Consider the following 24,958-nt stretch of genomic DNA (forward strand, 5'->3'; position numbering starts at 1 on the left):
CCGGGTGGTCAGCGCTTCTTCTTGTTCACCGCGGCGGAGGCGTCGTCGGCGGCGATGTTCCCCGCGGCCTTCGTCTTCTTGTCGAGTCGCTTTTCCTTCAGCGACTTGCCCGATTTCTGTGTCATCGAGTTGCGCGGAGACTTGTCAGCCATGGTGTCAGCCCCTTGATCAAGGGAACCAGATGGCTCCGATACGGCGAACACTACGCCTGATGCAGCGTGAACAGCGCAAACGCTGACAGTGGAACGGGCTGCGCGACTGACGCGTCCTACCCCGCGAGGGGGTGGGAACGATGTTCGTCGTCGCTGATGTGGGGGCCGTGCGGGCCGCGAGCCGAGCTGTTCTCGGTGAGGCGGAGCAGATCGGTGTGGCGCCGCGAGGTGTGCTCGCACTGCCCGGTGCGTCGACCGCGGCCGCACTTGCTCGAGCGGAAGAGCGAGCCGTCTCGGCCCTGAACGATCTCGTCGCGGGCTACTCTGCGACAGCGCGATCGCTGGATGTCGCTGCCGTCGGGTACGCCGACGCGGACTCGGCGAACGCCGCTCGGCTCGGGAGGGCTGGGCATGGAGGTCGCTGAGCTCGCGCCGCGCCGTGGGGTGGTGGCGTCGTGGGATCCCGACGCCGTCCGGATCGACGCGGCGTGGATCGGTGACGGCGCCTCAGTTCTCGACTCTCGAGCGGCGGCAATCGACAGGAGCCGCGTCGATCTGCGCGAAGCGTGGCAGGGTGCAGCCGGCGATGCTGCGGTAGGTCGTCTCGGACGCGATCTTGCTGCAGCGCAACGTCGGACGACTCAGCTTCGGGTGCTGGAGCGCGCTGTAGTGGATGGTGCTTCTGCCATCGCCGTTGCTCGCGAGGCACTCCTCGACGCTGTCGTCATGGCCGAGGCGGACGGTTGCCTCGTCGCACCGGACTGGTCGGTGGTCAGCAACGGTGTCTCCCACACGGCGGTCATCGCGGCGCATGTGCAGGCGCTGATCGATGCGGACAAGTCTGCCGCCCGGTCCATCGACGACGCGTCCGCTGCACTTCTCGACGGCGAACCACGACACTTCGTCCCCCTCGCGATCGGCCTGGCCTGGGCGGTGGAGGCAGCCGTGCACGCGATGATCGCGGCCGGGGTGCTGTCCGTCGGCGCGATGGCCTTCGCACTGGTCGACCGGTTCGGCATCGACGCGTGGGATGCGATCCACGACGCGCTGCCGGACAGCTTCTTCCAGGATGCGGGGCCGGTCGATGCGGCGGGTGTCGACGACGTGTTGAACGATCTGACGGAACCGGGCCGACGCGGTGTCAACAGACAAGTGGAGTCGGAAGAGGACGTACGAGCCGTATTCGACGAACTCACTGAGCAGGGTAGGGCGGTCAGAACAGGTGACAGTGTCAAAATTATCGAGCGATACGAATTGCCGGACGGTACCGGAATCCAGTTGCGAGTCGACAGCAAGTCTGGTGGATCAGTGATCGACATCGTGAAGCCGGAAGTTACTCAAGTGATCAAGGTGCATGTGCGATGAATGTCGAAGAGGGTCTTGAGTTTCGACTGCTCGACGAACTCGATGACGACTGGATGCCGCTGTGGGGCTTCGTGGCTATGGTTTCCGGTTTCCGGGGATGGAACACCACGATCGACACCGTTGCCGGCGTCATTCGTTGGTTCGCCGAGTCCGGGTTGATGACGTTCGGAGCGCTGGCGAACAACGACGTCGGGTGGGAAGAGTGGAACGTAGACATCGACGAGTCGATGCGCCGGATCGCCGAGGGACATGGGACCAGTCAGGGCTACCTGCACGCTACGAAACGTGAAGACCTGATCTGGTGTGAAGTCTTTCGTGCGAACATCACCGAAAAGGGTGAGCGACGCCTTGCGGAGCTCGAGGCGCAGGGCATGACGTGGGACAACACGATCGGCCCGTTCGAGACTCGGAGCGGACTGCTGTGAGATCCGGTGCAGAAAGCGTCGCTAGGCGAAGGTTTCTACACCGCATTCGTCGCGACGGTGCGCTCACCCGCGCATTCCGCGGCTCCGCGCACCATCCGACGCGGTCCGATGCTCGGCGGGCTGGCGTTCAAGGTTCACGGAATCCGCGACGACTCGACACCGCAGACCCTCGTGTTTGACGGGCGCTGGAGTGATGGAAGTGAAGGTGGATGTGGGATGACGATCGACGAAGATCTCGAATTCCGTCTGCTCTACGAACTCGACGACGACTGGATGCCCTTCTGGGGCTTCATGGCACTGGTCACCGGCTTCTGGGGGACGGACACTCCACCGGAGAAGGTCGCTGACGTCATTCGCTGGTTCGCCGAATCGGGTCTCGTGACGCTGGGCGCGCTGGCCGACAACGAGGTCGGATGGGAGGCATGGGATACCAGCATCGACGAATCCATGCGACGCATCGCCGAAGGCTACGGCCATGGTGTCGGTTATCTGCAGGCACCCGACATTGGAGCGTTGATGGACACCGAGGTGGTTCGGGCGAACATCACAGAACTTGGCGAGCGTCGGCTCGCTGAGTTGGAGGCCGGAGGAATGACGTACTGGACCGCTCAGTGCCGCTACGAAAGCCCGCGCGCGCGATGATCGGGAGCGGGCGAGACCGCAACGTGTCTCGAGGTGCATCTGCCGGGAGCGTTGACGTCGCTCTGGAGTTCAGGCTCCTGTGCGATTTGGACGACGACTGGACGTCGCTGTGGAGCTTCGTCGCAAAGGTGCGCGCGTTTCGAGGGTGGCACACCCCGCTCGACGAAGTGGCTGATGTCATCCGCTGGTTCGCCGACTCGGGGCTGATGACGTTCGGTGCCCTCGCAGACAACGACATTGGTTGGGAAGAGTGGACGGCCGACACCGACGAGTCGATGAGGCGTATTGCCGAGGGGCATGGCAAAAGCAACGGTTACCTGGCCGCAGAGCAAGACCTCGACCTGATGGGCTGCGAAGTCTTTCGCGGAAGCATCACGGAGAAAGGTGAGCGTCGGCTCGCGGAGCTCGAGGCCCAGGGCATGACATGGGACAACACGATCGGTCCGTTCGAGACCCGTAGCGGCCTGCTGTGAGATCCGGTGCAGAAGTAGTCGCTGAGCGAACAATTCTGCACCGCATTCGACGCGACGGTGCGCTCACCCGCGCATTCCGCGGCTCCGCGCACCTTTCGACGCGTCGGGAAGCGACGTAGAGTTCCCGCATGGCTCGTGACGCCGACCTCGAGGACAGGGTTCGCGCTGCGCTGTCCGCCAGGTCCACCGTGACCGAGAAGGCGATGTTCGGCGGTCTTGCGTTCATGGTCGACGGGAAGATGGTCGTGTCCGTCGGGAACGGCGGCGGCGCCTTGCTGGTCCGGGTACCGCGCGAACGCGACGACGACTACGTCGGACGCCCGGGAGCCCGTCGTGCGCAGATGGGCGCGGGCAGGTCGATGGGACAGGGATGGATCTCGGTGAACGCGGCAGCTCTGGAGTCCGACGACGACCTGCAGGGCTGGATCGACGCCGCAACCTCCTCAACTCCAGCACCACCCGCGGCGAGCCGCACCACGGATCCTGTGCAGTAATCCGCGCACAGCGCGGATCACTGCACACGATCACCGCGTCGGCAGGTACTCCACCAACTCGAACGAGTTCCGCACCACCCGTCGCAGGTCGGCGAGATCGCCACTCACCACCCCAGCAGCCCTGGCTTGGACCAGCACGTTGCCCAGTGCGGATCCCTCGACCGGTCCCGCGACTACCGGCAAACCGGTGGCATCGGCAGTGAGTTGGCACAGCAGCGCGTTCTGGGAACCGCCGCCGACGATGTGCACCACCTCGACGTCGATACCCGACAGGTCACCGGCCAGACGCACCGAGCGAGCGTAAGCCGCCGCGAGGCTGTCCACGATGCAGCGCACGAACGACGCAGGAGTCGTCGGAACCGGCACCCCGGCTGCGAGGCATTCGGCGGCAATGCGCGCCGGCATGTCACCCGGCGGCAGGAACACAGGGAGGTCGGGATCGATGACCGACGACGCGGGCAGGTCGGCAGCCTCGTCGAGCAAGGAGCCGAGGGACAGCTCGAGACCGTCACGCTCCCACTGCCGCAACGACTCCTGCACCAGCCACATACCCATGACGTTGCGGAGCAGTCGCACGGTGCCGTCGACACCCGCCTCGTTGGTGAACCCTCCGTCTCGGGCCGCGGACGTCACCACGGGGTCCTGCGTCTCGACTCCCACCAGTGACCAGGTACCCGACGCGATGTACGCAAAGTTGGGTGTCGCAGCCGGAACCGCCACGATGGCCGACGCGGTGTCGTGCGTGCCGACTGCAACGACCGACGATTCGGTGCCCACCACGGCGGCGACGTCGGCGGTGAGCGGTCCGATGGGCATCCCCGGTGCGACGAGCTCGGGCAGCAGGTCGGCTTTCAGGCCGAGTGACGCGATCGAGGAGCGGTCCCATGCGCGGGTATGCGGGTCGAGCAGCCCGGTTGTCGACGCATTGGTCACCTCGCCCCGAGCGACGCCGGTGAGCCAGTACGCCAACAGGTCCGGAACCATGAGCAGACGCTTAGCGACGCTCAGAGTATCGGGCGACTCGGCCAGCAGCTGATAGACCGTGTTGAACGGCAGCTGCGCGATGCCGTTGCGGGAGAACAGGTCCTCGTGATCACCGTCGGTACGCGAGTCGCGGTAGTGGAACGGGACGCCGAGCATGCGCCCGTCGGCATCGAGCAGGGCGTAATCGACCGCCCACGTGTCGATGCCGACGGACGCCAACGGCTCGCCGTCCAACCGGTCGACCAGCGACCGCAATCCGTCGAACACACCCTGATACAGCGCGAGGATGTTCCAGTGCAGCGATCCACCGAGACGCACAGGACGGTTCTCGAACCGCGCGATCTCCGTCAGATCCACCCGACCGTCGACCACCCGGCCCAGCATCACTCGACCACTCGACGCCCCCAGATCCACCGCCGCGAATGCCCCCATCAGCGCAGGAACGCGGCCGCGACACCCGCATCGACCGGTATGTGCAGCCCGGTGGTGTGGGTCAGTTCGCCACCGGTCAGCGCGAACACGGCGTTGGCGACGTGCTCGGGCAGGACCTCGCGCTTGAGCAGCGTGCGCTGCGCGTAGTACTCGCCCAGCTTCTCCTCCTCCACGCCGTAGACCGCGGCACGCTTGGCGCCCCAGCCGCCGGCGAAGATGCCCGAACCGCGGACCACGCCGTCGGGGTTGATGCCGTTGACGCGAATGCCGTGATCTCCGAGTTCGGCGGCCAGTAGCCGAACCTGATGGGCCTGATCAGCTTTCGTCGCCGAGTACGCGATGTTGTTGGGTCCCGCGAACACCGAGTTCTTCGAGGAGATGTAGACGATGTCTCCGCCCAAGCCCTGCTCGATCATGATGCGGGCCGCCTCGCGGGAGACGAGGAAGGATCCGCGGGCCATGACGTCGTGCTGCAGATCCCAGTCCTTGACGGTGGTCTCGAGCAGCGGCTTGGAGATGGACAGTCCGGCGTTGTTGACGACGAGGTCCACTCCACCGAAAGCCAGCACGGCGTCGGCGAACCCGGCGGCGATCTGTCCCTCGTCGGTGACGTCGGCAGCGATGCCCACGGCGACATCCGACGTGCCGATCTCGGCGGCGGCTGCTCCGGCCTTCGCGGCGTCGAGGTCGGCGATCACCACGCACGCGCCCTCGGCTGCCAGACGCTGCGCGATGGCCTTGCCGATGCCCGACGCGGCGCCAGTCACCAGTGCGATCCGGGTGGCCAGCGGTTTGGGTGCAGGCATTCGAGCGAGCTTCGCCTCCTCCAGCGCCCAGTACTCGATGCGGAACTTCTCGCGCTCATCGATGGGAGCGTAGGTCGACACCGACTCGGCGCCGCGCATCACGTTGATAGCGTTGATGTAGAACTCACCGGCGACGCGGGCGGTCTGCTTGTTGGCGCCGAAGGAGAACATGCCGACTCCGGGGATCAGCACGATGGCGGGATCGGCGCCGCGCATCGCGGGGCTGTCGGCCTCGGCGTGCTCGGTGTAGTAGCGGGCGTAGTCCTCGCGGTACGCGACGTGAAGCTCACGGAGTCGAGCCGACACATCCTCCAACGATGCAGTCGTCGGGAGGTCGAGCACCATCGGGCGCACCTTGGTGCGGAGGAAGTGGTCGGGGCACGACGTTCCGAGTGCGGCGAGACGCGGGTGCTCGGACGAGGCGAGGAAGTCGAGGACGACGTCGCTGTCGTCGAAGTGGCCCACCTGCGGTCGGTCGGTCGACGCGAGCCCGCGGATCAGCGGGAACAGGGCCGCGGCGCGGGTGCGTCGATCGTCCGCTGGCAGTGCCTCGAAGCCTGCCAGCGGGGATCCGAAGGGCTCGGAGCGACCGTTGTCGGCAAGGAACTGCTCGGCGGTCCGAATGATCTCGAGCGACCGTTCCTCGCTCTCGGAGCTGGTCGCGCCCCAGGCAGTGATCCCGTGTCCACCGAGGATGCACCCGATGGCCTGCGGGTTCTTCTCGGCGATCTCGGCGATGTCCAGGCCGAGCTGGAAGCCCGGGCGACGCCACGGCACCCACACCACACGGTCACCGAAGCACTTGCGCGTCAGCTCCTCCCCGTCGGCGGCGGTTGCGAGTGCGATGCCCGAGTCGGGGTGGAGGTGATCGACGTGCGCGGCCTCGACCAGTCCGTGCATCGCGGTGTCGATGGACGGTGCCGCACCGCCCTTGCCGTGCAGGCAGTAGTCGAAGGCGGCGACCATCTCGTCTTCGCGGTCGACGCCGGGGTAGACGTCCTTCAGTGCGCGGACGCGGTCGAGTCGCAACGCAGCGAGCCCCGCGGGCTTCAGCGTGCCCAGGTCACCGCCGGATCCCTTGACCCACAGCAGTTCCACGTCCTCACCGGTGACCGGGTCGGTCTCGGTTCCCTTCGCAGAGGTGTTGCCGCCCGCGTAGTTGGTGTTGCGCGCATCGGCGCCGAGTCTGTTGGACCGGGCGATCAGATCGTCGATCGTCGTCACAGTGGTTCTCCTGAGTAGGTCTAGACGCTGATATAGGAAATGCCGAGCAGCTGTGCTGCGGCCTTGATGTCCTTGGCACGGTGCCCGACGCACAGTGCCCAGTGGTGGCCGGTGCCGGTGGCACTCCACTCGTCCGTCCACTCGCCGGGGTCGCGCCCGAAGTCGACGCGGGACGTGGTGTTGCCGATCTGCAGCAGAGGGCCGGGGACAACGGTGCCCTCGGAGGTGATGAACGTGAACGACCCGTCACGGTTCTGTCCGATGGCGAAGGTCGTCACGGGCCCGGGCTGTACGTCGAACTCGACGCTGACGCCGTATCCACGCTTCCCGTGATAGACACCGAGGCCGCGGAGCAGAGGCTCGCCGGCCGACACCTGGAGGTGCGCGGGCCCGTCGTGCCCCATCTCGACGATACCGTCTCGGAAGTTCAGCGCCTGAAGCTCCGTGAAAGACCCACCGGCGCCCAGGCGGTCCGCGATCAGCATGGCAACGGCGGTGCGGATGTCGTATTCGCCGGCCAACGGAATTCCGCGGGCTGTGAGCAGCGAGGCTCCCAGAATCATGCCGGCGCCGAGACGTTCGTGCAGTTCGCCGTCGAGTCCGCGGTGGTAGTACGCCATGGCGTCGAGTCCGAAGTCGTCCACGAGGGCATCGAGGCCGACCGATACACGAGCGCCCCATGCGAAGTCGTCGTTCACGACGGAGCCGTCGAGGTGGAAGACGCTGCGCGCGAGTTCGAGTCGCTCGTCCACCTGTGCGTCGGTGACGCTCTGGACACGCACCCGCAGGTCGTCGAATTCCAGTACCTCGACGTGGGCACCGAACTGCGACGACAGCAGGGTCATATCGGTCGAGATGTCCAGCATGCCCGGATACAGATGCCCCATCAGGCCGAGCCGGGAGTGTCGTAGCCCAGCGCGCGCCGACGCGGCTCCCACCCATGCCTCGATGCGGGACCACGCGTTCTCGTCGTGGAGATAGCCCGAGACGGAGCGGAAGTCGATACCGCTGCGACGGAACACGTTCGCAACCTCGGGGAGTGGGCACTGGCCGCAGTACGCGAGCCATTCGCCCGTGCCCGTAGTGGCGTGGTCCATGGCCTCGGTGGGTTGCAGATCGATCAACAACACCGGGGCATCGACTCGTTGCGCGATGGGCAGCACCATCGACGACGTCAGGTACGTCGTCAGAAACACGACAACGAGGTCGCAGTCCGCGACTCGCAACTTCTCGGCCGCCGCGGCGGATTCCGTTGCATCGGACACGAAGCCGGCATCGACCACGACGCAGTCCTGCTTCTCGAACCGCTCGGTGACGTAGCGAGCGGACTGCTGCAGCGTCTCCAGGAGACCGGGGAACTGGGGCCAATAAGCACCCAGTCCGCCCGACACCAGACCCAGACGAGTCTTCCTCGGAACCGTCCGCTCCAGGCCCATCAGGCTCCCCAGCTCGCTTGCTGTCCACCGACGCGCTCGGCTTCGACGCGTTCCATGTACCCGGAGCGGGCGAAGGCGGCGACGGGGTCACGGTCGATGCCGCGGGACTCCCGTAGATCGCCCAGCAGCCCACGGACATCGGTGTTGTAGGCGTCCATGAGCACCGCGTGGGCACCGAGGATGTCGCCGTCGATCTGCGCCTTCTCGAGAGCCGACGCATCGATGAGCAACGCTTTCGCGGTGGCTTCCTGCACGTTCATGATCGAGCGGATCTGGCCGGGGATCTTCGGCTCGATGTTGTGGCACTGGTCGAGCATGAAGTTGATTCCCGACGAGGGGAGGTGGGCATCGGAGGCGACGATCTCGTGCATGATGCGGAACAGCTGGAACGGGTCCGCGGCACCGACGATGAGGTCGTCGTCGGCATAGTTGCGGGAGTTGAAGTCGAAGCCGCCCAGCTTGTTCTGCCGGATGAGCTGCGTGACGATGAATTCGATGTTGGTGCCCGGCGCGTGGTGCCCGGTGTCGAGGACCACCTTCGCCTTGTCTCCGAGGGCGAGGCAGTGCAGCAGCGACGTGCCCCAGTCGGGAATGTCGGTGGTGTAGAAGTACGGCTCGAAGAACTTGTATTCGATGAGCAGTGTGTGGTCGTCGTCGAGGCCGGCGTAGATCTCCTGCAGCGATTCGGCGAGGCGATCCTGGCGCGCACGGATGGAATCTTGCCCGGCGTAGTTGGTGCCGTCGGGAAGCCAGAGCTTGAGTGTCTTCGAGCCGGTTGCCCGCATGACGTCGATGCACTCGAGGTGGTGGGCGATGGCCTTGGCGCGAATCCGCTTGTCGGCGTTGGTCAGTGACCCGAGCTTGTAGTCGTCGTCCTGGAAGACGTTCGAGTTCACGGCTCCCAGTGCGACACCGTTCTCGACGGCGAACGACGCGAGCGCGGAGTAGTCGTCGACCTTGTCCCACGGAATGTGCAGCGAGACGCGGGGAGCTGCGCCGGTGACGCGGTTGACCTCGGCGGCGTCGGCCACCTTCTCGAAAGGAGTGCGGGGCACGCCGGCGGTGGAGAAGACCTTGAAGCGGGTTCCGGAGTTTCCGTAGGCCCAGCTGGGCACCTCGATACCGAAGTCGGCGAGGGCCGAGATGTCCTGTACTGCTGTGGTGCTCATGATGGGTGACCTTCGCGGAGTTGAGTCTCGAGGTGGAAGAGTTCGCGCAGCAGCACGAATCCTTCGTCGGGGGTGGCAGACCCGAGGCCCGTGAAGAACGGAGCCATCTGGGCCTGCCACCGTGCGTTGACGTCGGTACTGCTCATCGCTGCCTGCGCCGCGCCCAGATCGGGGCTTTCGACGTAGCCGACGATCAGGCCGTCGTCACGGATGTGCAGGGAATAGTTGTTCCAGCCGTTCGCCTTCAGTGCCTCGAGCATCTCGGGCCACACCTCGGCGTGACGACGGGAGTACTCGGGAACCGATTCCGGCCTGAGCTGGAGCGTGAAGCAGTACCGGTTCATGTCAGAAGTTGTACTGGTCGATATTGGCGGAGTCGAAGACCGTGGGCGGTCCGAGGACCAGTTCGCCGTCGACACCGATGGTGTATTCGCCGAGCTCTCCCGCGGTGAACTTCTCACCTTCGGCGCCGGTGATCTGACCGGACGACAGGGCTGCTCCGGCGTAGGCGGCGAGGTAGCCGATGTCGGTGGGATCCCACAGCGCGAACTGCTTCACGGTGCCGTTCTTGACGTACTCACGCATCTGGTTCGGCGTGCCGAGTCCGGTGAGGACGATCTTGTCCTTGTACGACGAGCCCGAGATGTAACGTGCGGCAGCGGAAATGCCGACGGTGGTGGGGGAGACGATGGCCTTCAGGTCCGGGTAGGTCTGCAGCAGACCCTGGGTCTCCTGGAAGGACTTCTGGTCGTCGTCGTTGCCGTAGACAGTGGTGACGAGCTCGATGTCCTTGTACTCCGGGTTGGAGGCGAGCTGCTCCTTCAGCACCTCGATCCAGGCATTCTGGTTTGTAGCGTTGGGAGTTGCGGACAGGATGGCGATCTTGCCGGATCCGCCGATCTGGTCGCTGGTCATCTTCGCCAGCGATTCGCCGACGCCCTCGGTGGTGGCCTGGTTGATGAACAGGTCGCGGCAGCTCTTGTCGGCGTCGGAGTCGAAGGTGACGACCTTGACGCCGGCGTCGCGTGCCTGGTTCAGCGAGGGGCACACCGCGTTGGGGTCGTTCGCGGCGATCGCGATGACGTTCTGGTTCTGCTGGATCAGGGTGTTGATGTAGGACACCTGCGACGACGCGCTGGCGTCGTTGGGGCCGACCAGCTTGTACTCGCCACCGAACTCGCCGACGGCCTTCTCGCCACCGGCGACCTCGATGTCGGAGTACGGGTTGTTGAGCTGCTTGGGCAGGAAGCCGATCTTGAGGCCGTCCTGGATCTCGGCGTCGGGGTTGGCGGTGCCGGTGACGCGGCTTCCGCTGTCGGAGGCCTCGGAGGCAGACTCCTGCGTCGTGCCACCGCAGGCGGTGAGGACGAGAGACAGTGCGGCGATGCCGGCCAGCGGCGCCAGCGCGAGGCGCCGGGGGGTGCGGGACATGGTGGACCTTTCGGGAAGGGGGTGGATCAGAGTCGTGCGACGGCTTTGCGACGGTCCGAGGACGTGCGGACTGCTTTGATGAGGTTGGGCAGGAGGACGGCGACGATGAGCAGGACGCCGGTGACGACGGTGAGTGCTTCGTTGGAGATGTCCTCGAGACGCAGCGCGTTCTGCAGTGCCGCGAGGAGGACGACGGCGGCGAGAACGCCGACGAGCCGGCCCTTGCCTCCGAAGATCGAGACGCCACCGAGAAGGACTGCGGCGACGACGGACAGTTCGAGGCCGGCACCGTTGTCGGCACGAGCACTCGAGTAGCGCAGGCTCCACAGGACACCGGCCAGAGCGGCGACCGCTCCGGCGACGACGTAGAGCCAGAATTTGATGCGGTTGCCGTTGATGCCGGCGAACTTCGCGGCCGTGGCACTGGCGCCGGTGGCGTAGATGTTGCGGCCGAGCGAGGTGAACTGCAGGACCGCGCCGAACACTACCGCGAGGATGACCAGTGGCACAGCGAGATTGGGAACCGACGAGTCACCCAGTGTACCGGTGACCCACGAGGTGTAGGCCCGCGGGAAGTTGGACACGGCCGTGTCACCCAACAGGACGAAGGCGAGTCCGCGGAAGAGCGCGAGCGTGCCGATCGTGACGGCGAGAGACGGCAGACCGAGCGTTGCGACGAGGAATCCGTTGAGCGCACCGAGCAGTGCGCCGAGCAGGATGCACATCGGGACGATGGCCTCGATGGTGAAGCCGTTGTTCCACATCCAGCCCATAGCCGCGCCGCTCAGACCGAGCGTGCTGGCGACGGAGAGGTCGATCTCGCCGGTGACGATGATCAGCGTCATCGGCAGCGCGATGAGGAAGATCGGCGCGAGGTCGAGTACCAGGAAGGTGAAGTTGGTGGCGCTGCCGAAGTCGGGGTTCATCACCGACGCGCCGAGCACGACGACGATGGTCAGGAAGATGACCGCGGTGTCCCAGCTGGCCAACAGCTCCCGGATGCGACTGCCCTGCTGCACGATCGGTGCGGGGGCGTCGGGACGGGTGGCGAGATCACTCGACATGAGCGCTCCTCTTCCGAAGTTGCTGGGCGGCACGCACGGCCGCGATGCGATCCGCCGCGATGGCGATGAGGATGAGCGCGCCGACGATGGCCTGCTGCCAGAACTGATCGATCTGCAGGACCGGGAGCGAGCTGTTGATGGTGGTCAGCAATAGGGCGCCGAGGGCGGCTCCCCACACGGTGCCGACACCGCCGACGACGGCTACGCCGCCGACGACGCAGGCCGCGATGACGTTGAGTTCGTAGCCGGTGCCGGCTGCCGCGTCGACGGTGCCGAAGCGGGCGGCGAACATGACTCCGGCGATACCGGCCATGGCGCCGGAGAAGGCGAAGGCCCCCAGCGTTCGCTTGCCGACGGAGATGCCGGCGAGTTCGGCGGCATGACCGTTGGATCCGATGGCGTAGAGGTCGCGGCCGCTTCGGTATCGGCCGAGGTAGATGCCCGCTCCCACGAGTGCGATGACGGCGACGATCACCAGGACGGGGAGTCCGAGAACGCTGGCCGTGCCGAGATCGAGGAAGGAGCCGGGCATCTCGTCGGCGGTGATCTGCTCGCCGCCCGCCCAGAAGAAGGCGATGCCGCGGAAGATGTACATGGTGCCGAGCGTGACCACCAGGGCGGGAACGCCGCCGTAGCGGACGAGCAGCGCGTTGAAGACTCCGCACAGCGTGCCGACGACGATGCCCGCGAGGATGCCGAGCACGATCGGCGAGCCGGCCTTCATGACCGACCCTGCCGCGAATGCGGACAGTCCGAGCACCGACCCGACGGAGAGGTCGATGTTCTTGGTGATCATGACGACGGTCTGACCGACGGCCAACACGGCAATGATCGACGCGGCGAGCAGCAGGTCGCGGATGCTCTGACCGGACAGGAACGAGCTGTTGGTCGCCGCGGTCACGGCGATGAGGACGACGAGCGCGCCGAGAATGCCCAGCGAGCGCATTCTCAGGATCTTCTCGACCAGCGAGCTCCCGTCCTTGGTGACAGGCCTGAGCGGGTCGGCCGCCGGGGCGGTCTGGGTGGTGACGGTCATGCTGCGGACTCCGATCCCATGGCGGCGAACATGACCGATTCCTCGGTGGCATGATCGCGATCGATCTCCGCGGCGATGCGGCCTTCGCGCATGACGAGCACGCGGTCGGCCATACCGAGGACCTCCGGCAGTTCCGAGGAGATCATGACGACGGCGACTCCTTCACTGGCGAGACGCGAGATGATCTTGTGGACTTCGGCTTTGGTGCCGACGTCGATGCCGCGGGTGGGCTCGTCGACGATGAGAACGATCGGGTCGGTGGCGAGCCACTTGGCCAGCACCACCTTCTGCTGGTTGCCGCCGGACAGGGTGCCGACAGGGTCGGTGATGCGCGAGAACTTGGTCTGCAGTTTCTTCGTCCATTCCTGGGCCGAGCGGCGCTCACCACCACCGACGAGGAACCCGAAGCGCGACAACGCTTGTGAACGCGTGAGCGTCGCATTGCGCTCGATCGACATCTCGGGGATGAGGCCCTGCTGGCGACGGTCCTCGGGAACGAGGGCGATGCCCGCTCGCATGGCGGCCTTGGGATTACCGGCCTTCAGTACCTTGCCGCGGACCTTGACGGAACCGGAATCGCGGGGGTCGACGCCGAACACCGCCTGCATGACCTCGGAGCGTCCGGCGCCGACCAGGCCGGCGAGCGCCACGATCTCACCGGCACGCACCCGGAAGCTGACGTCGGTGAACACCCCGGCGCGCGTGAGGTTCTCGACCTCGAGGATGACGGCACCCGGTTCGACGTCCAGCTTGGGGAACAGGGCGCCGAGCTCGCGGCCCACCATCTGCTTGATCAGGTCGTCGACGGTGAGTCCGGCCAGCGGTGCGGTGGAGATGTGCTTGCCGTCGCGCATGACGGTGACGCGCTGGCAGAGGTCGAAGATCTCTTCGAAGCGGTGCGAGATGAACAGCACGGCAGCTCCGTCGGCGCACAGGGAGCGAGCGACCTTGAAGAGGCGGGCGACCTCGTTACCCGACAGCGCGGCGGTGGGCTCGTCCATGACGATGACGGACGCCTCGGTCGACAGCGCTTTGGCGATCTCGACGAGCTGCTGGTCGGCGATGGACAGTCCGCTCGCGAGCCGGTTCGGATCCATCGGAACACCCAGGCGATTGAACAGGGCTTCGGCGGCGGCGTTCATGGCGCCGCGGTCGATCATCCGGCCGCGCGAGGTGGGCTGGGCACCGATGTAGATGTTCTCGGCGATGGTCAGGTCCGGGAACAGCGTCGGCTCCTGGTAGATGACGGCGATGCCCTCGGCCTTCGCGGCGGCGGGGGAGTCGAGCGTGATCGGGGTGCTGCCCGCGAGCAGCGTGCCGGTGTCCGGCTTGTGAACACCGGCCAGCATCTTGACGATGGTGGACTTGCCGGCACCGTTCTCGCCCACGAGTGCGTGCGCTTCACCGCCGTAGAGCGGAAACGACACCCCGGAGACGGCGGCGACGCTTCCGAACGACTTGGTGACGTCGCGGACTTCGAGCAGGGGAACTGCGGTGGGCGTCGTCGCACTGGGGACGCTCATGGATGGGACCTCCGTCGGACCGAACCGGCTCGAATTGAATCGGTTCATTCAGCCCCGTGAACATAGAAGTGACGGGGGCCACTGGTCAACCCCGTGACCCGGATCACGACAGAGCGTTACCGAACCGTGATGTATCCAGCGTCGAGCAGCAACGATGAGGATCGGTCACGAGTTCGCGCGCCGTGGGGCGCCTCGGTGGGTTCGAGAACGCCGTTCGGTTGCGCCGACGCCGGTAAACCGATTCAATAGCGACCGTAACGGCATCGAAGGGGGGCGATCATGGCAGCGAGCATGCGTGAGGTCGCCGCTCTCGCGGGAGTGTCCATGGGCACCATCAGCAATGTCCTGAACAAGCCCGACATGGTCTCCGCTGCCACCCGTGAGCGCGTCGAGGCGGCCATCGCGCAGCTCGGATTCGTGCGTAACGACGCGGCCCGCCAGCTTCGAGCCGGCCAGTCCCGCATGCTCGCTGTCGTGGTCCTCGACGCCCGCAACCCGTTCTTCCTCGACGTGGCAGCCGGCGCAGAATCCGTGGCGGACGTGAACGATCTGTTGACCGTGATCGTCGGTAGCGGCGAATCCGAAGAGCGCGAGAACCGTCAGCTTCGCCTGCTCATGGAGCAGCGCGTGCAGGGCATCCTGCTCAGTCCCGTGGGTGAGAACGTGCCGATGCTCGACAACCTCGACCGCCAGGGCACCCCGGTGGTGTTGCTCGATCGCGGGTCGCACGCCCCCGGCAGATCGTCGGTCGCGGTCGACGACGTTCTCGGGGGGCGTTTGGCTGCACGGCATCTCATGGATCTGGGACACCGCACCCTGGTCTACGTCGGCGGCCCGGACAGCATTCGGCAGGTGCGTGACCGCCGCTCCGGCGCCCTCACGGCTGTCGCCGAATCGGCCAGCACCCGCATGTCGACGGTGTGGTCGACGTCGTTGTCCATCGAGGCCGGCGCACGAGCTGCCGCCCGGATCTTCGACATGACCGATGCCCCGCCGACCGGGGTCGTGTGCGCGAACGACCTGCTGGCGCTCGGAGTGCTCCAGGAATGTGTGCACCGCGGGGTGCGTGTACCGGAGGACCTGGCCATCGTCGGATACGACGACATCGACTACGCCGCGGGTGCAGCAGTTCCCCTCACGTCCATCTCGCAGCCCCGAGCCGAGTTGGGCAGGGCTGCAGCCGAACTACTGCTCGAGCAGGTCTCGGCGTCGGGCGCTCACGAGTTCCGGCAGCTCACCTTCGAGCCGTCGTTGGTGGTGCGAGGGTCGACCGATCAGGGGTGGCGCGCGCGCTGATCCATCGGGCGTTCACCTTCCCGGCTTAGCGTGGGCGCCATGGCGATGCGACGAGTACTGCTGACCGTCTCGATGTGTATGGCGCTGGCGGCCTGCTCCGCACAAGATACCGAGACCGCTAAGCCGCTCGACGGATTCGACCTGCAGGCGCATCGCGGCGGCCTCGGACTGGTCACCGAGAGCACGCTTGCCTCGTTCACCAATGCCCTCGAGCTCGGCGTCACCACCCTCGAGATGGACACCCAGATCACCGAGGACGGCATCGCCGTCGTCACGCACGACCGAAAGGTGTCGGACGCGAAGTGCCGCGATACCCGGCCCGCGACCGACGGTGATCGCGAGTTTCCCTACGTCGGGAAGTACGTCAACACCCTGACGCTGGCGCAGGTGCGGACCCTCAATTGTGGTGTGACGCAGCTCGACGGCTACCCGGAACAGCGAATGGCGACAGATGCCGGAATCCCGACCCTCGACGAGGTGCTCGCGTTGGTGAACTCGTACGACTCCACGGTCCAGCTGAACATCGAGACCAAGGTGGAGGCGGCGGCGCCCACCGAAACGGCGTCCCGTGAGCAGTTCGCCGACGTGGTGCTCGCCTCGGTCGGGGCGGCGGGACTACTCGATCGCACCACCATCCAGAGTTTCGACTGGGGCGCTCTCCTTGCGGTGCAGAAGGTCGATCCGTCGGTGCGGCTGGTCGCGCTCACGGAGCCCGACTTCCTCGAGGTCGAAGAACCGGGAGCCTCACCGTGGTTGGGCGGTCTCGACATCGACGACTTCGACGGTGACCCGGTGGCGGCGGTGCAGTCGTTCGGCGCCCACGCACTCTCGCCCGTCCAGGGCACCCCGCAGAAGGGAGCCGTGGGCGACCCGGACTTCGAGCTCTACGTGACACCCGCAATGGTGACGTCCGCGCACGCCGCCGGGATCCGCGTCGTGCCGTGGACGGTGGACGATCCCGCGACGATGGCGGCACTGATGGACATGGGTGTCGACGGCATCATCACCGACTACCCCGACCGCCTTCGAGAGGTGATGGGGGAGCGAGGGATGGCGCTGCCGGAGCCGGCCACGGTGCGCTGACGCGCGCCTCTCAGCCGATAACGAGCACCGGTACCGGCTTCTCGAAGCTCTCGTTCTCCGGCAGGATCGGCTCGTCCGCGCCGGCATCGACGTCGGCGATCGTCTGCACTTTGCCCAGTGTCGACGATCCTTCGCGGGCCACCACCAGCTCGTCGTACAAGGCGAACCACGGCATCCCGAACCGCGTGTACTCGGCGGCACTCAGTGGAACCGAAGCGGGCTCGGACCCGGTAAGTTGTTGCCACACAGCACTGTTGACGATGTCTACGGTGAATCGTCGGCCGTGCTCGAGGTCCCACGAGTCGTGCGGGACCACCGGCGTCGCCACTGCTTGTCTGATGGATCCGCCGGCGCCGAGACCCATCGCGTCGTTCGGGGGCGCGGAGAAGCAGATGATGGTCGGGAGGTGGTCCAGCTCCGAGTACTTGCTCGCCAACAGCGGGTAGACGGCCACCTGGATCCCACCGCGCGCCGGCTCCGAAGACAGCTGCTCCTCCACCGTGTAGTCGGCGCCCAGCGGGGCAGCGACGAACTGGCGCACCGTTCCCTTCTCGACAGTGAACCCATCGAGCCACCGCTGGTCCGGAACTTCCAGGTAGTCCTCGGCCTCGAAGTCGGGAACGGGCGACCACGGCTCACCCGTCAGGACGTTGACGGTGCCGCTGCTCATCGTCACGAGGAACGGATAGCCGGCATCGAAGTTGATCCAGCATGCCTCGGACTGCCACATCGGCATGGCGAAGCGAGTCACCCCGTCGTCGTCCTGGCCGGACTCCGTCACCTGCAGTCTGCCGAGGCCCGGAGGGAGGTCGTACGTGGTTCCGTCGTCGGGAACGCGGAGAGTCCGCTGGAACGAGAACGACATCCGGGCGTCGGGATGGACCTCGGGGCACCGGACCTCGACACGGTCGTCGACGACGTGCACTGCCATGGTGAACCCCTTGCCCGGGCCCGCGGCCCTCGTTGTGTGTGGAGGGATGCTGGCACGGGGGTCCGACACAATTCGGCGGGCTCCGACTCAGTCGAGCCGCATCAACCCGTAGAAACCTTCAATGTGCTCGCGCGCCAGGGTGGCGGCCTTGGCGCCGTGGCCTCGGCGCAACGCGTCGACGATGCCGCGGTGTTCGCACCGCAGGTTCACGGCGACGGCCGACCAGTCGTCGAGCATCGGCACCGCGTCCATGACGTAGCCGTGGATGGAGTCGCGGAGCGAGGTCATCATGGCCTCGATCAGCACGTTGCCGGCCAGCCCGGCGAACCGTACGTGCAGCTCGGCGTCGAGGCGGTGGAACTGATCGGGTTCGAGGCTCTGGTCGTCCATTCGTTCCAGTAACTCGTCGATGGCACTGAGGTCGGGGGTGCGCGCCGCGGCTTCGCGCAGCGCCCACGACTCGAGCAACACGCGCGTCTGCACCACGTCGGCGATGGGCAGGAACTGCGTGGCCATGTGAAGGCGCAGTGCCGAGCCGATGGACGTGGCAGGGTCCGCCACCACGATTGCTCCCGCGTCGGGGCCGGACCCGACCGACGTCTTCACCACGCCCATCGCTTCCAGGACGCGGATGGCCTCGCGAACCGAGCTGCGGCCGACGCCGAGTTCCTCCGCGAGTGCGCGCTCGGCCGGCAGTCGGTCGCCGACACGGAGTCGGGCCGCCGCCAGGTCCTGTTCGATGCGGTGGAGAACCACCTCGTGTGCGCGCACTGTCGGAGAATAGCTGGTGTGGTCCGACCACAGGGGTTACTGTGGTCAGACCACACGCTCTGGAGGCTCCATGCGGATCGCCCTGTTCGCCACCTGTCTGGCGGACGCACTCTTTCCCGAGTCAGCGAAAGCGACTGTCTCGCTGCTCGAACGGCTCGGCCACACCGTCGTCTTCCCGTCGGATCAGACGTGCTGCGGCCAGATGCACGTCAATACCGGCTACCTCAAAGAAGCCGCACCGCTGGTGCGCCACCACGTCGAGGTCTTCGAGAAGTCGTCGTGGGACGTCGCGGTCGCACCGTCCGGTTCCTGCGTCGGATCGGTGCGTCACCAGCACGCGATGGTCGCCCGCCGCGCCGGTGACGAGGACTTGGCCACGCGCGCCGAGGACATCGCCGGACGCACCTACGAGCTGTCCGAACTTCTCGTCGACGTCCTCGGTGTCACCGACGTCGGCGCCTACTACCCGCACCGCGTCACCTACCACCCCACGTGCCATTCGCTGAGGATGCTGCGCGTCGGCGACAAGCCCCTCGAACTGCTGCGCAACGTGCGCGGCATGACGTTGGTCGAACTGCCCCAGGCCGAGTCGTGCTGCGGCTTCGGCGGAACGTTCGCGTTGAAAAATTCGGAGACCTCGACGGCGATGTTGTCGGACAAGATGGCCAACGTCCTCTCCACCGGCGCCGAGGTGTGCAGCGCCGGGGACTCGTCGTGCCTCATGCACATCGGCGGCGGACTGTCCCGCCTGCGCACCGGCGTCAAGACCGTGCACCTTGCCGAGATCCTTGCGTCGACGGAGGCAGCATGACCACCTTCTTGGGTTCGCCCGGCATCGGTAACATTCGCGGCGAGGAGAGCTTCCCGAAGGCCGCGAAGCGGGCGCTGCAGGACACGCAGATGCGGCGCAACGTCGGGGCCGCGACCAAGACCATTCGTGAGAAGCGGCTGGGAGCTGTTGCGGAGTGCGATGACTGGGAGGAACTGCGCCTCGCCGGTAGTGCCCTCAAGACCGACGTGATGTCGAGGCTGCCCGAGCTGCTGCAGCAACTCGAAGCCAACGTCACCGCCCGCGGGGGAGTGGTGCACTGGGCACGCGACGCCGACGAGGCCAATCGCATCATCACGGACCTCGTCAAGGCCACGGGCAGCGACGAGGTGGTCAAGGTGAAGTCCATGGCCACCCAGGAGACCGTCCTGAACGAGTACCTTGAAGCCGAGGGAATCGCGGCGATCGAGACGGACCTGGCCGAGCTCATCGTGCAGCTGGGTGACGACAAACCCAGTCACATCCTGGTTCCCGCAATCCACCGGAACCGCGCGGAGATTCGCGAGATCTTCCTGCGGCGCATGCCCGGTGTCGACGCTGCCATCACCGACGAGCCGCGCGAATTGGCCATGGCCGCACGGGAGCATCTGCGACGGAAGTTCCTGTCGGCGAAGGTGGCCATCAGTGGCGCCAACTTCGGTGTCGCCGAGACGGGGACGCTCGCCGTCGTCGAATCCGAAGGCAACGGGCGCATGTGTCTGACGCTGCCCGACACCCTCATCACGCTGATGGGCATCGAGAAACTGGTGCCGACGTTCGCCGATCTCGAGGTGTTCATGCAGCTGCTGCCGCGGTCGTCGACCGCCGAGCGCATGAATCCCTACACCTCGATGTGGACCGGAGTGCACGAGGGCGACGGACCTCAGAACTTCCACCTGGTACTCATCGACAATGGCAGAACCAACGTGCTTGCCGACGAGGTAGGCCGCGCCGCCCTGAATTGCATCCGGTGCAGTGCGTGCCTCAACGTCTGCCCGGTGTACGAGCGGACCGGCGGCCACGCATACGGTTCCGTGTATCCGGGCCCGATCGGTGCGATCCTCTCGCCGCAGCTCACCGGCACGACCGGTCACGACGACCCCAATGCCTCACTGCCGTATGCATCGTCACTGTGCGGGGCATGTTTCGACGCATGTCCGGTGCGTATCAACATCCCGGAGATTCTGGTGCACCTGCGGGCGGAGCAGGTCGACTCCGAACGCGGCGGAATCCCCGGCGGCCAGGAGATCGCGATGCGAGCTGCGGGGTGGGCGATGAACTCGCCGAAGCGATTCGGGATGGCCGAGAAGGCCGCCGGAGTCGGTCGACTGCTGGCAGGGAAGAAGGGGCACATCGAATCGCTTCCGTTCCCCGGGTCGCTGTGGACGACGAGCCGCGACATGCCGGCGCCACCCAAGGAGACGTTCCACCAGTGGTGGGCACGAACGCACGAGGACGACGCATGAGTGCCAAGGCCGAGATCTTGCGACGCATCCGATCGGCCACCGAGGGTGGTGTGACGGGTGCGGACGTGCCGCGCGATTACGACCGCGCTGCGTTGGTCGGCCGGGGGAACGTCGACCGCTTCGCCGAAACGGTCGACGACTACCGGGCGCAGGTGTACCGGATCTTCGAGGCGGAGATTGCCGGCACAGTCGCGTCGTTGCTCGGCGGTGGTCGAGCGGTCGTGCCGGTCGATCTGCCATCAGCCTGGGTTGACGGCATCGCGGTGGTTCCGGACGAAGGCCTGTCGGTCAACCAACTCGATGCCGTCGACGCAGTGATCACCGGCTGTGCGGTGGGGATCGCGGCGACGGGGACGATCGTGCTCGACGCTGGTGAAGCGCAGGGGCGGCGGGCGTTGACGCTGGTGCCCGATCACCACATCTGCATCGTCAAGGCGGACCAGGTGGTGGACACGGTGCCGCAGGCTTTCGCAGTGCTCGATGCGTCGCGGCCGCTGACGTTCATCAGTGGGCCGAGTGCCACCAGCGACATCGAGCTGAACAGGGTGGAAGGGGTCCACGGGCCGCGGCGGTTAAATGTGTTGATCGTGAGCTGATGCCGATGGGTCGAGGCCGTGACTTCCGTTTGTGCGTGTGAAGGTCCCCCGCATAGTCGAGCCTTCTAGGCTGCACTGCGTGAGCACTGCCCGAACCACCGTCGCCACCTGGAACGTCGAGTGGGCGACTACGCGCGGTCGACGAGGTGCAGAGGTGCGGGACCGTCTAACGAGATTGGCAGCCGACATTCTCGTTGTGACGGAGGGACGCCGAGGTCTCCTCCCGGATGACGGGTACACCCTCGACGGCGGCGACGACTGGGGATACGCGATCGAACCGGATCGTCGCAAAGTGCTGGTGTACTCCAGGCAGCCACTCTCGGACGTGATTCGGATCGAGAGTGGAGGCGGCGCAGGACGTGTGGTGGCCGCACTGACCGAGACGCCCATCGGGCCGGTCCGGTTGCTCGCGGTGTGCATTCCTTGGTCTCGCGCTCGTGTCAGTACCGGGCGCCGCGACGCCGCGCCGTGGTCCGAACACCTTGCGTGTCTGGACCAGATCGAGGATCTGATCAACGGCCTTAACTCATCGATTCCGGTCATCGTCGCCGGTGACTTCAACCAGAAGATCCCGCGTGCGAGGCAGCCGATTCTGGTTGCCGACCGTCTCGCCGAGGTGATGACAGGGTGGACGTGCCACACGGCCGGGACGACCGATGACGGTCAGCTCATCGACCACATCGCGTCGAATGTCGACTGTGTCGACGTGCGAACGTGGCCGGGAACGACGGGTGACTTGCGTCTGAGCGATCACTCTGGGGTCGTGTGCGAGCTCGCGCCGATCCCGACGTGACTCCCTGGGTTTGCCAAACACAGGATTGTCCCCAAACTCTATTCGCGCAGCGCTCGCCCTGCCCATGTGTCAGGCACGTCTCTTTCGGTTGTAGACGTGCGGGCGCACTTAGTCAGGCACTTTGTCTGTCCGCCCAGATTGCGCATATGGAGCAGGCAGCGATGAGCATTGCGCCCACCAATGTCGTCCAGATGCCCCAGTCCGCCAATGAAATTATGCCCTGGATCTCGATCTCGTCAGATCTGTCGGACACAGTGTTCAGCGCAATCGCGGACACTGCGATGACCGCCAAGCCCCCTGTAGCCGCAATCCACAGCAACCACCCCCTGCCTTGCGTCGCTCTCTCGAAGATCGCCGCACTGCACAACGCGATCAGGGCCAACGTGATTCTGCCGTCCCCCTGCATACCGGACAAAGTCACGGACGTAGCCGAGGCCGGATCAATCAATTTGACCCACGGTCCCAGACTGCCTACTGCCGCCGCCACAAGGCCCAGGACGCCAACGACCAGAGATGCGGAGAGCGTGTCAACGGTGCGCAGAGGGACGATGCCGCGTCGAGTCGGCCCGGGCTCCTCGTCGGAGTCCTCATAGATTCGTGCGTAGTACGGATTGCGGCCGGTTTGGTCGTCCATGAGATCAATTAGACGTGATCAAGCGATGTCTTTGTCAAGAATGGCTGCCCCCGGCGGGTTGCGCTCATGACGCGTATCCGATCAGAGGTACCAAAGAACTTACTGCACTGGGTTCGAGTCCCCGCTTGAACGTTCCGTTGTGGTCATTTTGATCGGGAGCGTGGTGACCCAACTTCCCGGGAAGTGCACCACCGGAGGTGACTCGACCGCATCGGTGGGACGTCCACCAGTGCCTCATTCGTTGTGTACGCACCGTCGACACCGCCAACAGAACCGGTCCACGGGTTGGCCAATCAACAGCTCCTGTCCACAGGTAGGCGGAGCACGTTGGTCCTACCCAGACGGGAGTGACCTCTGGGCCCGAGGAGAACTTGGACCCGGCCCGGTTCTACAGAAGTCGCGGTCGACCCGGAACCGTTCGCCAACATCTGCGCGAACGGGGACGGCTACTCTTTCACGTCGCCGCCGGGGAACGTCGCCAGCACGATCCATCCCGATTCGAGCCCCGCGGGGCAGGTGGGTCGTCAGGCGTTCACCAACGTCGCGGACCCGTGGACGGGCCGCTGGGCATCAACGCGGACAACGACAACTACGCGTCCGCATCACAAAGACAGTTGTCGTTCTCATCTGCACTGAACAGGGGGTTTGCTCCGCTCCCGATTCGGTTGTGCTGCAGACCGCCGAGACCCTCACCGTCGGAGATTCAACCTGTGTGTCACGAGAGGGACGAAATAGCTCGCATGCTCGAAGCGATGCAATCCGCATCTCACGCGGTGCGAGTCTGACGTAGTGGCTCGGTGCGAGGTCACTTGTGCCCCCCCCCGGGTCAGAGCATTGAGCTGCGGTAGCGCCGTCTGGGACCCGCGGGCGCCCAGATAGGTGTTACCGGTCTCGGTGCGTCGCGTGGACGTGCAGTGGTTCGACGAGTGCGTAGTACGAACGACGGACAGATTTACTGAAAGCTTTGCATTAATTTCAAGTTCGTCGGGATCCACCGGCACCACGTAAACAAGCAGGGGAGATCAATCACATGATTCTCGTAGGAGTCATCGGCCTTGGATTCGCAATTGGCGCTGCTGCGGCGGTGAACCGCAAGCGTCGGTAGCCAGAGCGCCCGGTGGGAATCGAATCCCACCGGGCATTCGGATACATTCGCGCTATAACCGAAAGAACTCCGTGGCATCTGAGATTCTAGTAAAAGGCACCCATGTCGGCTTTTCCCGTGGTTCCCGCATCGTCTTCGACAACGCGGCGTTCGAGGTTTCGGCCGGCCAAAGAGTGGGATTGGTGGGTGCCAACGGATCGGGAAAAACCACACTAATGCGCTTGATATGCGGACTCCTCGAACCTGCCACCGGGTTGGTAACAACTTTCGGCCAGCGCGCCAGCCGGATGAACTTGGAGAGCCGCCGTAAAACAAGTCTTTTTCTGGGAGGTGAAGCCTCCCTGTACGGCCGTTTGACTGCAAGAGAAAATATACAGTACTTCGCCCAGCTGGGTGGGATGTCGCGGTCGGAATCACGAAACGCTACTCGGTCAATCATGTCTGCATTAGACATTACCTGGTTCGCTGACAAGGCGATAAGGGAGACCTCGCGTGGAATGCGCCAGCGAGTTGCTCTCGCAAGGGCTTTAGTTCACCAGCCGGAGCTCGTCCTCCTCGACGAACCTACTACCGGCATGGACGTGGAGGGCGTTCAGTTATTTCAAGACCTAGTTGCGAGTGAGGTGCTTCGAGGAACTGCGATGTTGATCTCCGGTCACAACGCTCTCGAACTGACCGAAATCTGCGACAACTACTGGGTGACCTCAAACGGTACCGTTTATCCGGCGATGCGCCATACGCTGGATCTGTTGCCCAACTTACCCGCTGCTGATGCACTACGACAGGCACTGTGCGGGGTACGCTTTGTATAGATTGCGT

The 24,958-nt window shown here is 65.5% G+C and carries 26 protein-coding genes; 13 read left to right on the plus strand and 13 right to left on the minus strand.

Annotation, left to right across the window (positions count from 1 at the left end):
- Positions 1-8 precede the first annotated feature (8 nt).
- Complete coding sequence (locus OG947_RS15455; protein ID WP_197027742.1) at positions 9-152, minus strand: hypothetical protein; 144 nt, start codon at positions 150-152, stop codon at positions 9-11.
- A 140-nt stretch (positions 153-292) separates the two neighbouring features.
- Between OG947_RS15455 and OG947_RS15460 the strand changes: the two genes are divergently transcribed.
- The 6 genes from OG947_RS15460 (at position 293) to OG947_RS15485 (ending at position 3,551) form a co-directional block, all read left to right on the plus strand.
- Complete coding sequence (locus OG947_RS15460) at positions 293-577, plus strand: hypothetical protein (protein WP_328812232.1); 285 nt, start codon at positions 293-295, stop codon at positions 575-577.
- 301 nt (positions 578-878) lie between these two features.
- The gene (locus tag OG947_RS15465) at positions 879-1,517 is read left to right on the plus strand and encodes a hypothetical protein (RefSeq protein ID WP_328812233.1); all 639 of its coding nucleotides are present in this window, start codon (positions 879-881) and stop codon (positions 1,515-1,517) included.
- A complete protein-coding gene (locus OG947_RS15470; protein ID WP_328812234.1) occupies positions 1,514-1,942 on the plus strand; it encodes a hypothetical protein in 429 nt (142 codons plus the stop codon). The genes OG947_RS15465 and OG947_RS15470 overlap by 4 nt, the downstream gene beginning before the upstream one ends.
- A gap of 6 nt (positions 1,943-1,948) precedes the next feature.
- Positions 1,949-2,584: a hypothetical protein gene (locus OG947_RS15475; protein WP_328812235.1), complete on the plus strand. Its 636-nt coding sequence runs from the start codon at positions 1,949-1,951 to the stop codon at positions 2,582-2,584.
- An 86-nt stretch (positions 2,585-2,670) separates the two neighbouring features.
- A complete protein-coding gene (locus OG947_RS15480; protein WP_328812236.1) occupies positions 2,671-3,057 on the plus strand; it encodes a hypothetical protein in 387 nt (128 codons plus the stop codon).
- A 128-nt stretch (positions 3,058-3,185) separates the two neighbouring features.
- Entirely contained in the window at positions 3,186-3,551 is a 366-nt protein-coding gene (locus tag OG947_RS15485; protein ID WP_328812237.1) for a TfoX/Sxy family protein, read from the plus strand.
- 30 nt (positions 3,552-3,581) lie between these two features.
- On the opposite strand, the gene OG947_RS15490 is transcribed toward OG947_RS15485, so the two are convergent.
- From OG947_RS15490 to OG947_RS15530, 9 genes are read right to left on the minus strand one after another with little or no spacing between them, the layout of a single operon-like run.
- Positions 3,582-4,967: a rhamnulokinase gene (locus tag OG947_RS15490; protein WP_328812238.1), complete on the minus strand. Its 1,386-nt coding sequence runs from the start codon at positions 4,965-4,967 to the stop codon at positions 3,582-3,584.
- On the minus strand, positions 4,967-6,997 hold the full coding sequence (locus OG947_RS15495) for a bifunctional aldolase/short-chain dehydrogenase (protein ID WP_328812239.1): 2,031 nt from the start codon (positions 6,995-6,997) through the stop codon (positions 4,967-4,969). The genes OG947_RS15490 and OG947_RS15495 overlap by 1 nt, the downstream gene beginning before the upstream one ends.
- Before the next feature lie 20 nt (positions 6,998-7,017).
- A complete protein-coding gene (locus OG947_RS15500) occupies positions 7,018-8,433 on the minus strand; it encodes an L-fucose/L-arabinose isomerase family protein (RefSeq protein ID WP_328812240.1) in 1,416 nt (471 codons plus the stop codon).
- Complete coding sequence (gene rhaI, locus OG947_RS15505) at positions 8,433-9,602, minus strand: L-rhamnose isomerase (RefSeq protein ID WP_328812241.1); 1,170 nt, start codon at positions 9,600-9,602, stop codon at positions 8,433-8,435. The genes OG947_RS15500 and rhaI overlap by 1 nt, the downstream gene beginning before the upstream one ends.
- Positions 9,599-9,946 carry an L-rhamnose mutarotase gene (locus OG947_RS15510; protein ID WP_222630632.1) on the minus strand — a complete coding sequence of 116 codons (348 nt, stop codon included), beginning with the start codon at positions 9,944-9,946 and terminating at the stop codon, positions 9,599-9,601. The genes rhaI and OG947_RS15510 overlap by 4 nt, the downstream gene beginning before the upstream one ends.
- A 1-nt stretch (position 9,947) precedes the next feature.
- Positions 9,948-11,033 (minus strand): rhamnose ABC transporter substrate-binding protein, encoded by a 1,086-nt coding sequence (gene rhaS / locus OG947_RS15515; protein WP_328812242.1) that lies wholly within the window; start codon positions 11,031-11,033, stop codon positions 9,948-9,950.
- Positions 11,034-11,059: 26 nt separating this feature from the next.
- Positions 11,060-12,097, minus strand: coding sequence for an ABC transporter permease (locus OG947_RS15520; protein ID WP_328812243.1), 1,038 nt, complete (start codon positions 12,095-12,097; stop codon positions 11,060-11,062).
- Complete coding sequence (locus tag OG947_RS15525) at positions 12,087-13,133, minus strand: ABC transporter permease (RefSeq protein WP_328812246.1); 1,047 nt, start codon at positions 13,131-13,133, stop codon at positions 12,087-12,089. Before OG947_RS15525 ends, OG947_RS15520 begins: the two co-directional genes overlap by 11 nt.
- Positions 13,130-14,656 carry a sugar ABC transporter ATP-binding protein gene (locus tag OG947_RS15530; RefSeq protein WP_328812247.1) on the minus strand — a complete coding sequence of 509 codons (1,527 nt, stop codon included), beginning with the start codon at positions 14,654-14,656 and terminating at the stop codon, positions 13,130-13,132. Before OG947_RS15530 ends, OG947_RS15525 begins: the two co-directional genes overlap by 4 nt.
- 279 nt (positions 14,657-14,935) lie before the next feature.
- On the opposite strand from OG947_RS15530, the gene OG947_RS15535 reads away from it, so the two are divergent.
- Together OG947_RS15535 and OG947_RS15540 are read left to right on the plus strand one after the other, a co-directional pair.
- Positions 14,936-15,952, plus strand: coding sequence for a LacI family DNA-binding transcriptional regulator (locus OG947_RS15535; protein WP_328812248.1), 1,017 nt, complete (start codon positions 14,936-14,938; stop codon positions 15,950-15,952).
- A 39-nt stretch (positions 15,953-15,991) separates the two neighbouring features.
- On the plus strand, positions 15,992-17,035 hold the full coding sequence (locus OG947_RS15540; protein WP_442973066.1) for a glycerophosphodiester phosphodiesterase family protein: 1,044 nt from the start codon (positions 15,992-15,994) through the stop codon (positions 17,033-17,035).
- Positions 17,036-17,045: 10 nt separating this feature from the next.
- Here the strand turns inward: OG947_RS15540 and OG947_RS15545 are convergent, their stop codons facing one another.
- Together OG947_RS15545 and OG947_RS15550 are read right to left on the minus strand one after the other, a co-directional pair.
- On the minus strand, positions 17,046-17,966 hold the full coding sequence (locus OG947_RS15545) for a hypothetical protein (RefSeq protein ID WP_328812249.1): 921 nt from the start codon (positions 17,964-17,966) through the stop codon (positions 17,046-17,048).
- 87 nt (positions 17,967-18,053) lie between these two features.
- On the minus strand, positions 18,054-18,737 hold the full coding sequence (locus OG947_RS15550; protein ID WP_328812250.1) for a FadR/GntR family transcriptional regulator: 684 nt from the start codon (positions 18,735-18,737) through the stop codon (positions 18,054-18,056).
- 70 nt (positions 18,738-18,807) lie between these two features.
- Between OG947_RS15550 and OG947_RS15555 the strand changes: the two genes are divergently transcribed.
- The 4 genes from OG947_RS15555 (at position 18,808) to OG947_RS15570 (ending at position 22,400) form a co-directional block, all read left to right on the plus strand.
- Complete coding sequence (locus OG947_RS15555) at positions 18,808-19,548, plus strand: (Fe-S)-binding protein (protein ID WP_056073464.1); 741 nt, start codon at positions 18,808-18,810, stop codon at positions 19,546-19,548.
- A complete protein-coding gene (locus tag OG947_RS15560; RefSeq protein WP_328812251.1) occupies positions 19,545-21,011 on the plus strand; it encodes a LutB/LldF family L-lactate oxidation iron-sulfur protein in 1,467 nt (488 codons plus the stop codon). The genes OG947_RS15555 and OG947_RS15560 overlap by 4 nt, the downstream gene beginning before the upstream one ends.
- Positions 21,008-21,607 carry a LutC/YkgG family protein gene (locus OG947_RS15565; protein ID WP_328814039.1) on the plus strand — a complete coding sequence of 200 codons (600 nt, stop codon included), beginning with the start codon at positions 21,008-21,010 and terminating at the stop codon, positions 21,605-21,607. Before OG947_RS15560 ends, OG947_RS15565 begins: the two co-directional genes overlap by 4 nt.
- A 79-nt stretch (positions 21,608-21,686) precedes the next feature.
- Positions 21,687-22,400, plus strand: coding sequence for an endonuclease/exonuclease/phosphatase family protein (locus OG947_RS15570; protein WP_328812252.1), 714 nt, complete (start codon positions 21,687-21,689; stop codon positions 22,398-22,400).
- A gap of 112 nt (positions 22,401-22,512) precedes the next feature.
- Here the strand turns inward: OG947_RS15570 and OG947_RS15575 are convergent, their stop codons facing one another.
- The gene (locus tag OG947_RS15575; RefSeq protein ID WP_328812253.1) at positions 22,513-23,034 is read right to left on the minus strand and encodes a hypothetical protein; all 522 of its coding nucleotides are present in this window, start codon (positions 23,032-23,034) and stop codon (positions 22,513-22,515) included.
- Positions 23,035-24,210: 1,176 nt separating this feature from the next.
- Between OG947_RS15575 and ccmA the strand changes: the two genes are divergently transcribed.
- Positions 24,211-24,951: a heme ABC exporter ATP-binding protein CcmA gene (gene ccmA / locus OG947_RS15580; protein WP_328812254.1), complete on the plus strand. Its 741-nt coding sequence runs from the start codon at positions 24,211-24,213 to the stop codon at positions 24,949-24,951.
- Positions 24,952-24,958 lie beyond the last annotated feature (7 nt).

It is taken from the genome of Rhodococcus sp. NBC_00297, from assembly GCF_036173065.1.
Lineage (GTDB): Bacteria > Actinomycetota > Actinomycetes > Mycobacteriales > Mycobacteriaceae > Rhodococcoides.

Bases quoted from the DNA above. Each gene is read 5' to 3' on its own strand.
- OG947_RS15455 (WP_197027742.1), bottom strand. From the start codon at position 152: ATGGCTGACAAGTCTCCGCGCAACTCGATGACACAGAAATCGGGCAAG.
- OG947_RS15460 (WP_328812232.1), top strand. From the start codon at position 293: ATGTTCGTCGTCGCTGATGTGGGGGCCGTGCGGGCCGCGAGCCGAGCT.
- OG947_RS15465 (WP_328812233.1), top strand. From the start codon at position 879: ATGGCCGAGGCGGACGGTTGCCTCGTCGCACCGGACTGGTCGGTGGTC.
- OG947_RS15470 (WP_328812234.1), top strand. From the start codon at position 1,514: ATGAATGTCGAAGAGGGTCTTGAGTTTCGACTGCTCGACGAACTCGAT.
- OG947_RS15485 (WP_328812237.1), top strand. From the start codon at position 3,186: ATGGCTCGTGACGCCGACCTCGAGGACAGGGTTCGCGCTGCGCTGTCC.
- OG947_RS15490 (WP_328812238.1), bottom strand. From the start codon at position 4,967: ATGGGGGCATTCGCGGCGGTGGATCTGGGGGCGTCGAGTGGTCGAGTG.
- OG947_RS15500 (WP_328812240.1), bottom strand. From the start codon at position 8,433: ATGGGCCTGGAGCGGACGGTTCCGAGGAAGACTCGTCTGGGTCTGGTG.
- rhaI (WP_328812241.1), bottom strand. From the start codon at position 9,602: ATGAGCACCACAGCAGTACAGGACATCTCGGCCCTCGCCGACTTCGGT.
- OG947_RS15510 (WP_222630632.1), bottom strand. From the start codon at position 9,946: ATGAACCGGTACTGCTTCACGCTCCAGCTCAGGCCGGAATCGGTTCCC.
- rhaS (WP_328812242.1), bottom strand. From the start codon at position 11,033: ATGTCCCGCACCCCCCGGCGCCTCGCGCTGGCGCCGCTGGCCGGCATC.
- OG947_RS15520 (WP_328812243.1), bottom strand. From the start codon at position 12,097: ATGTCGAGTGATCTCGCCACCCGTCCCGACGCCCCCGCACCGATCGTG.
- OG947_RS15525 (WP_328812246.1), bottom strand. From the start codon at position 13,133: ATGACCGTCACCACCCAGACCGCCCCGGCGGCCGACCCGCTCAGGCCT.
- OG947_RS15530 (WP_328812247.1), bottom strand. From the start codon at position 14,656: ATGAGCGTCCCCAGTGCGACGACGCCCACCGCAGTTCCCCTGCTCGAA.
- OG947_RS15535 (WP_328812248.1), top strand. From the start codon at position 14,936: ATGGCAGCGAGCATGCGTGAGGTCGCCGCTCTCGCGGGAGTGTCCATG.
- OG947_RS15540 (WP_442973066.1), top strand. From the start codon at position 15,992: ATGGCGATGCGACGAGTACTGCTGACCGTCTCGATGTGTATGGCGCTG.
- OG947_RS15545 (WP_328812249.1), bottom strand. From the start codon at position 17,966: ATGGCAGTGCACGTCGTCGACGACCGTGTCGAGGTCCGGTGCCCCGAG.
- OG947_RS15555 (WP_056073464.1), top strand. From the start codon at position 18,808: ATGCGGATCGCCCTGTTCGCCACCTGTCTGGCGGACGCACTCTTTCCC.
- OG947_RS15560 (WP_328812251.1), top strand. From the start codon at position 19,545: ATGACCACCTTCTTGGGTTCGCCCGGCATCGGTAACATTCGCGGCGAG.
- OG947_RS15565 (WP_328814039.1), top strand. From the start codon at position 21,008: ATGAGTGCCAAGGCCGAGATCTTGCGACGCATCCGATCGGCCACCGAG.
- OG947_RS15575 (WP_328812253.1), bottom strand. From the start codon at position 23,034: ATGGACGACCAAACCGGCCGCAATCCGTACTACGCACGAATCTATGAG.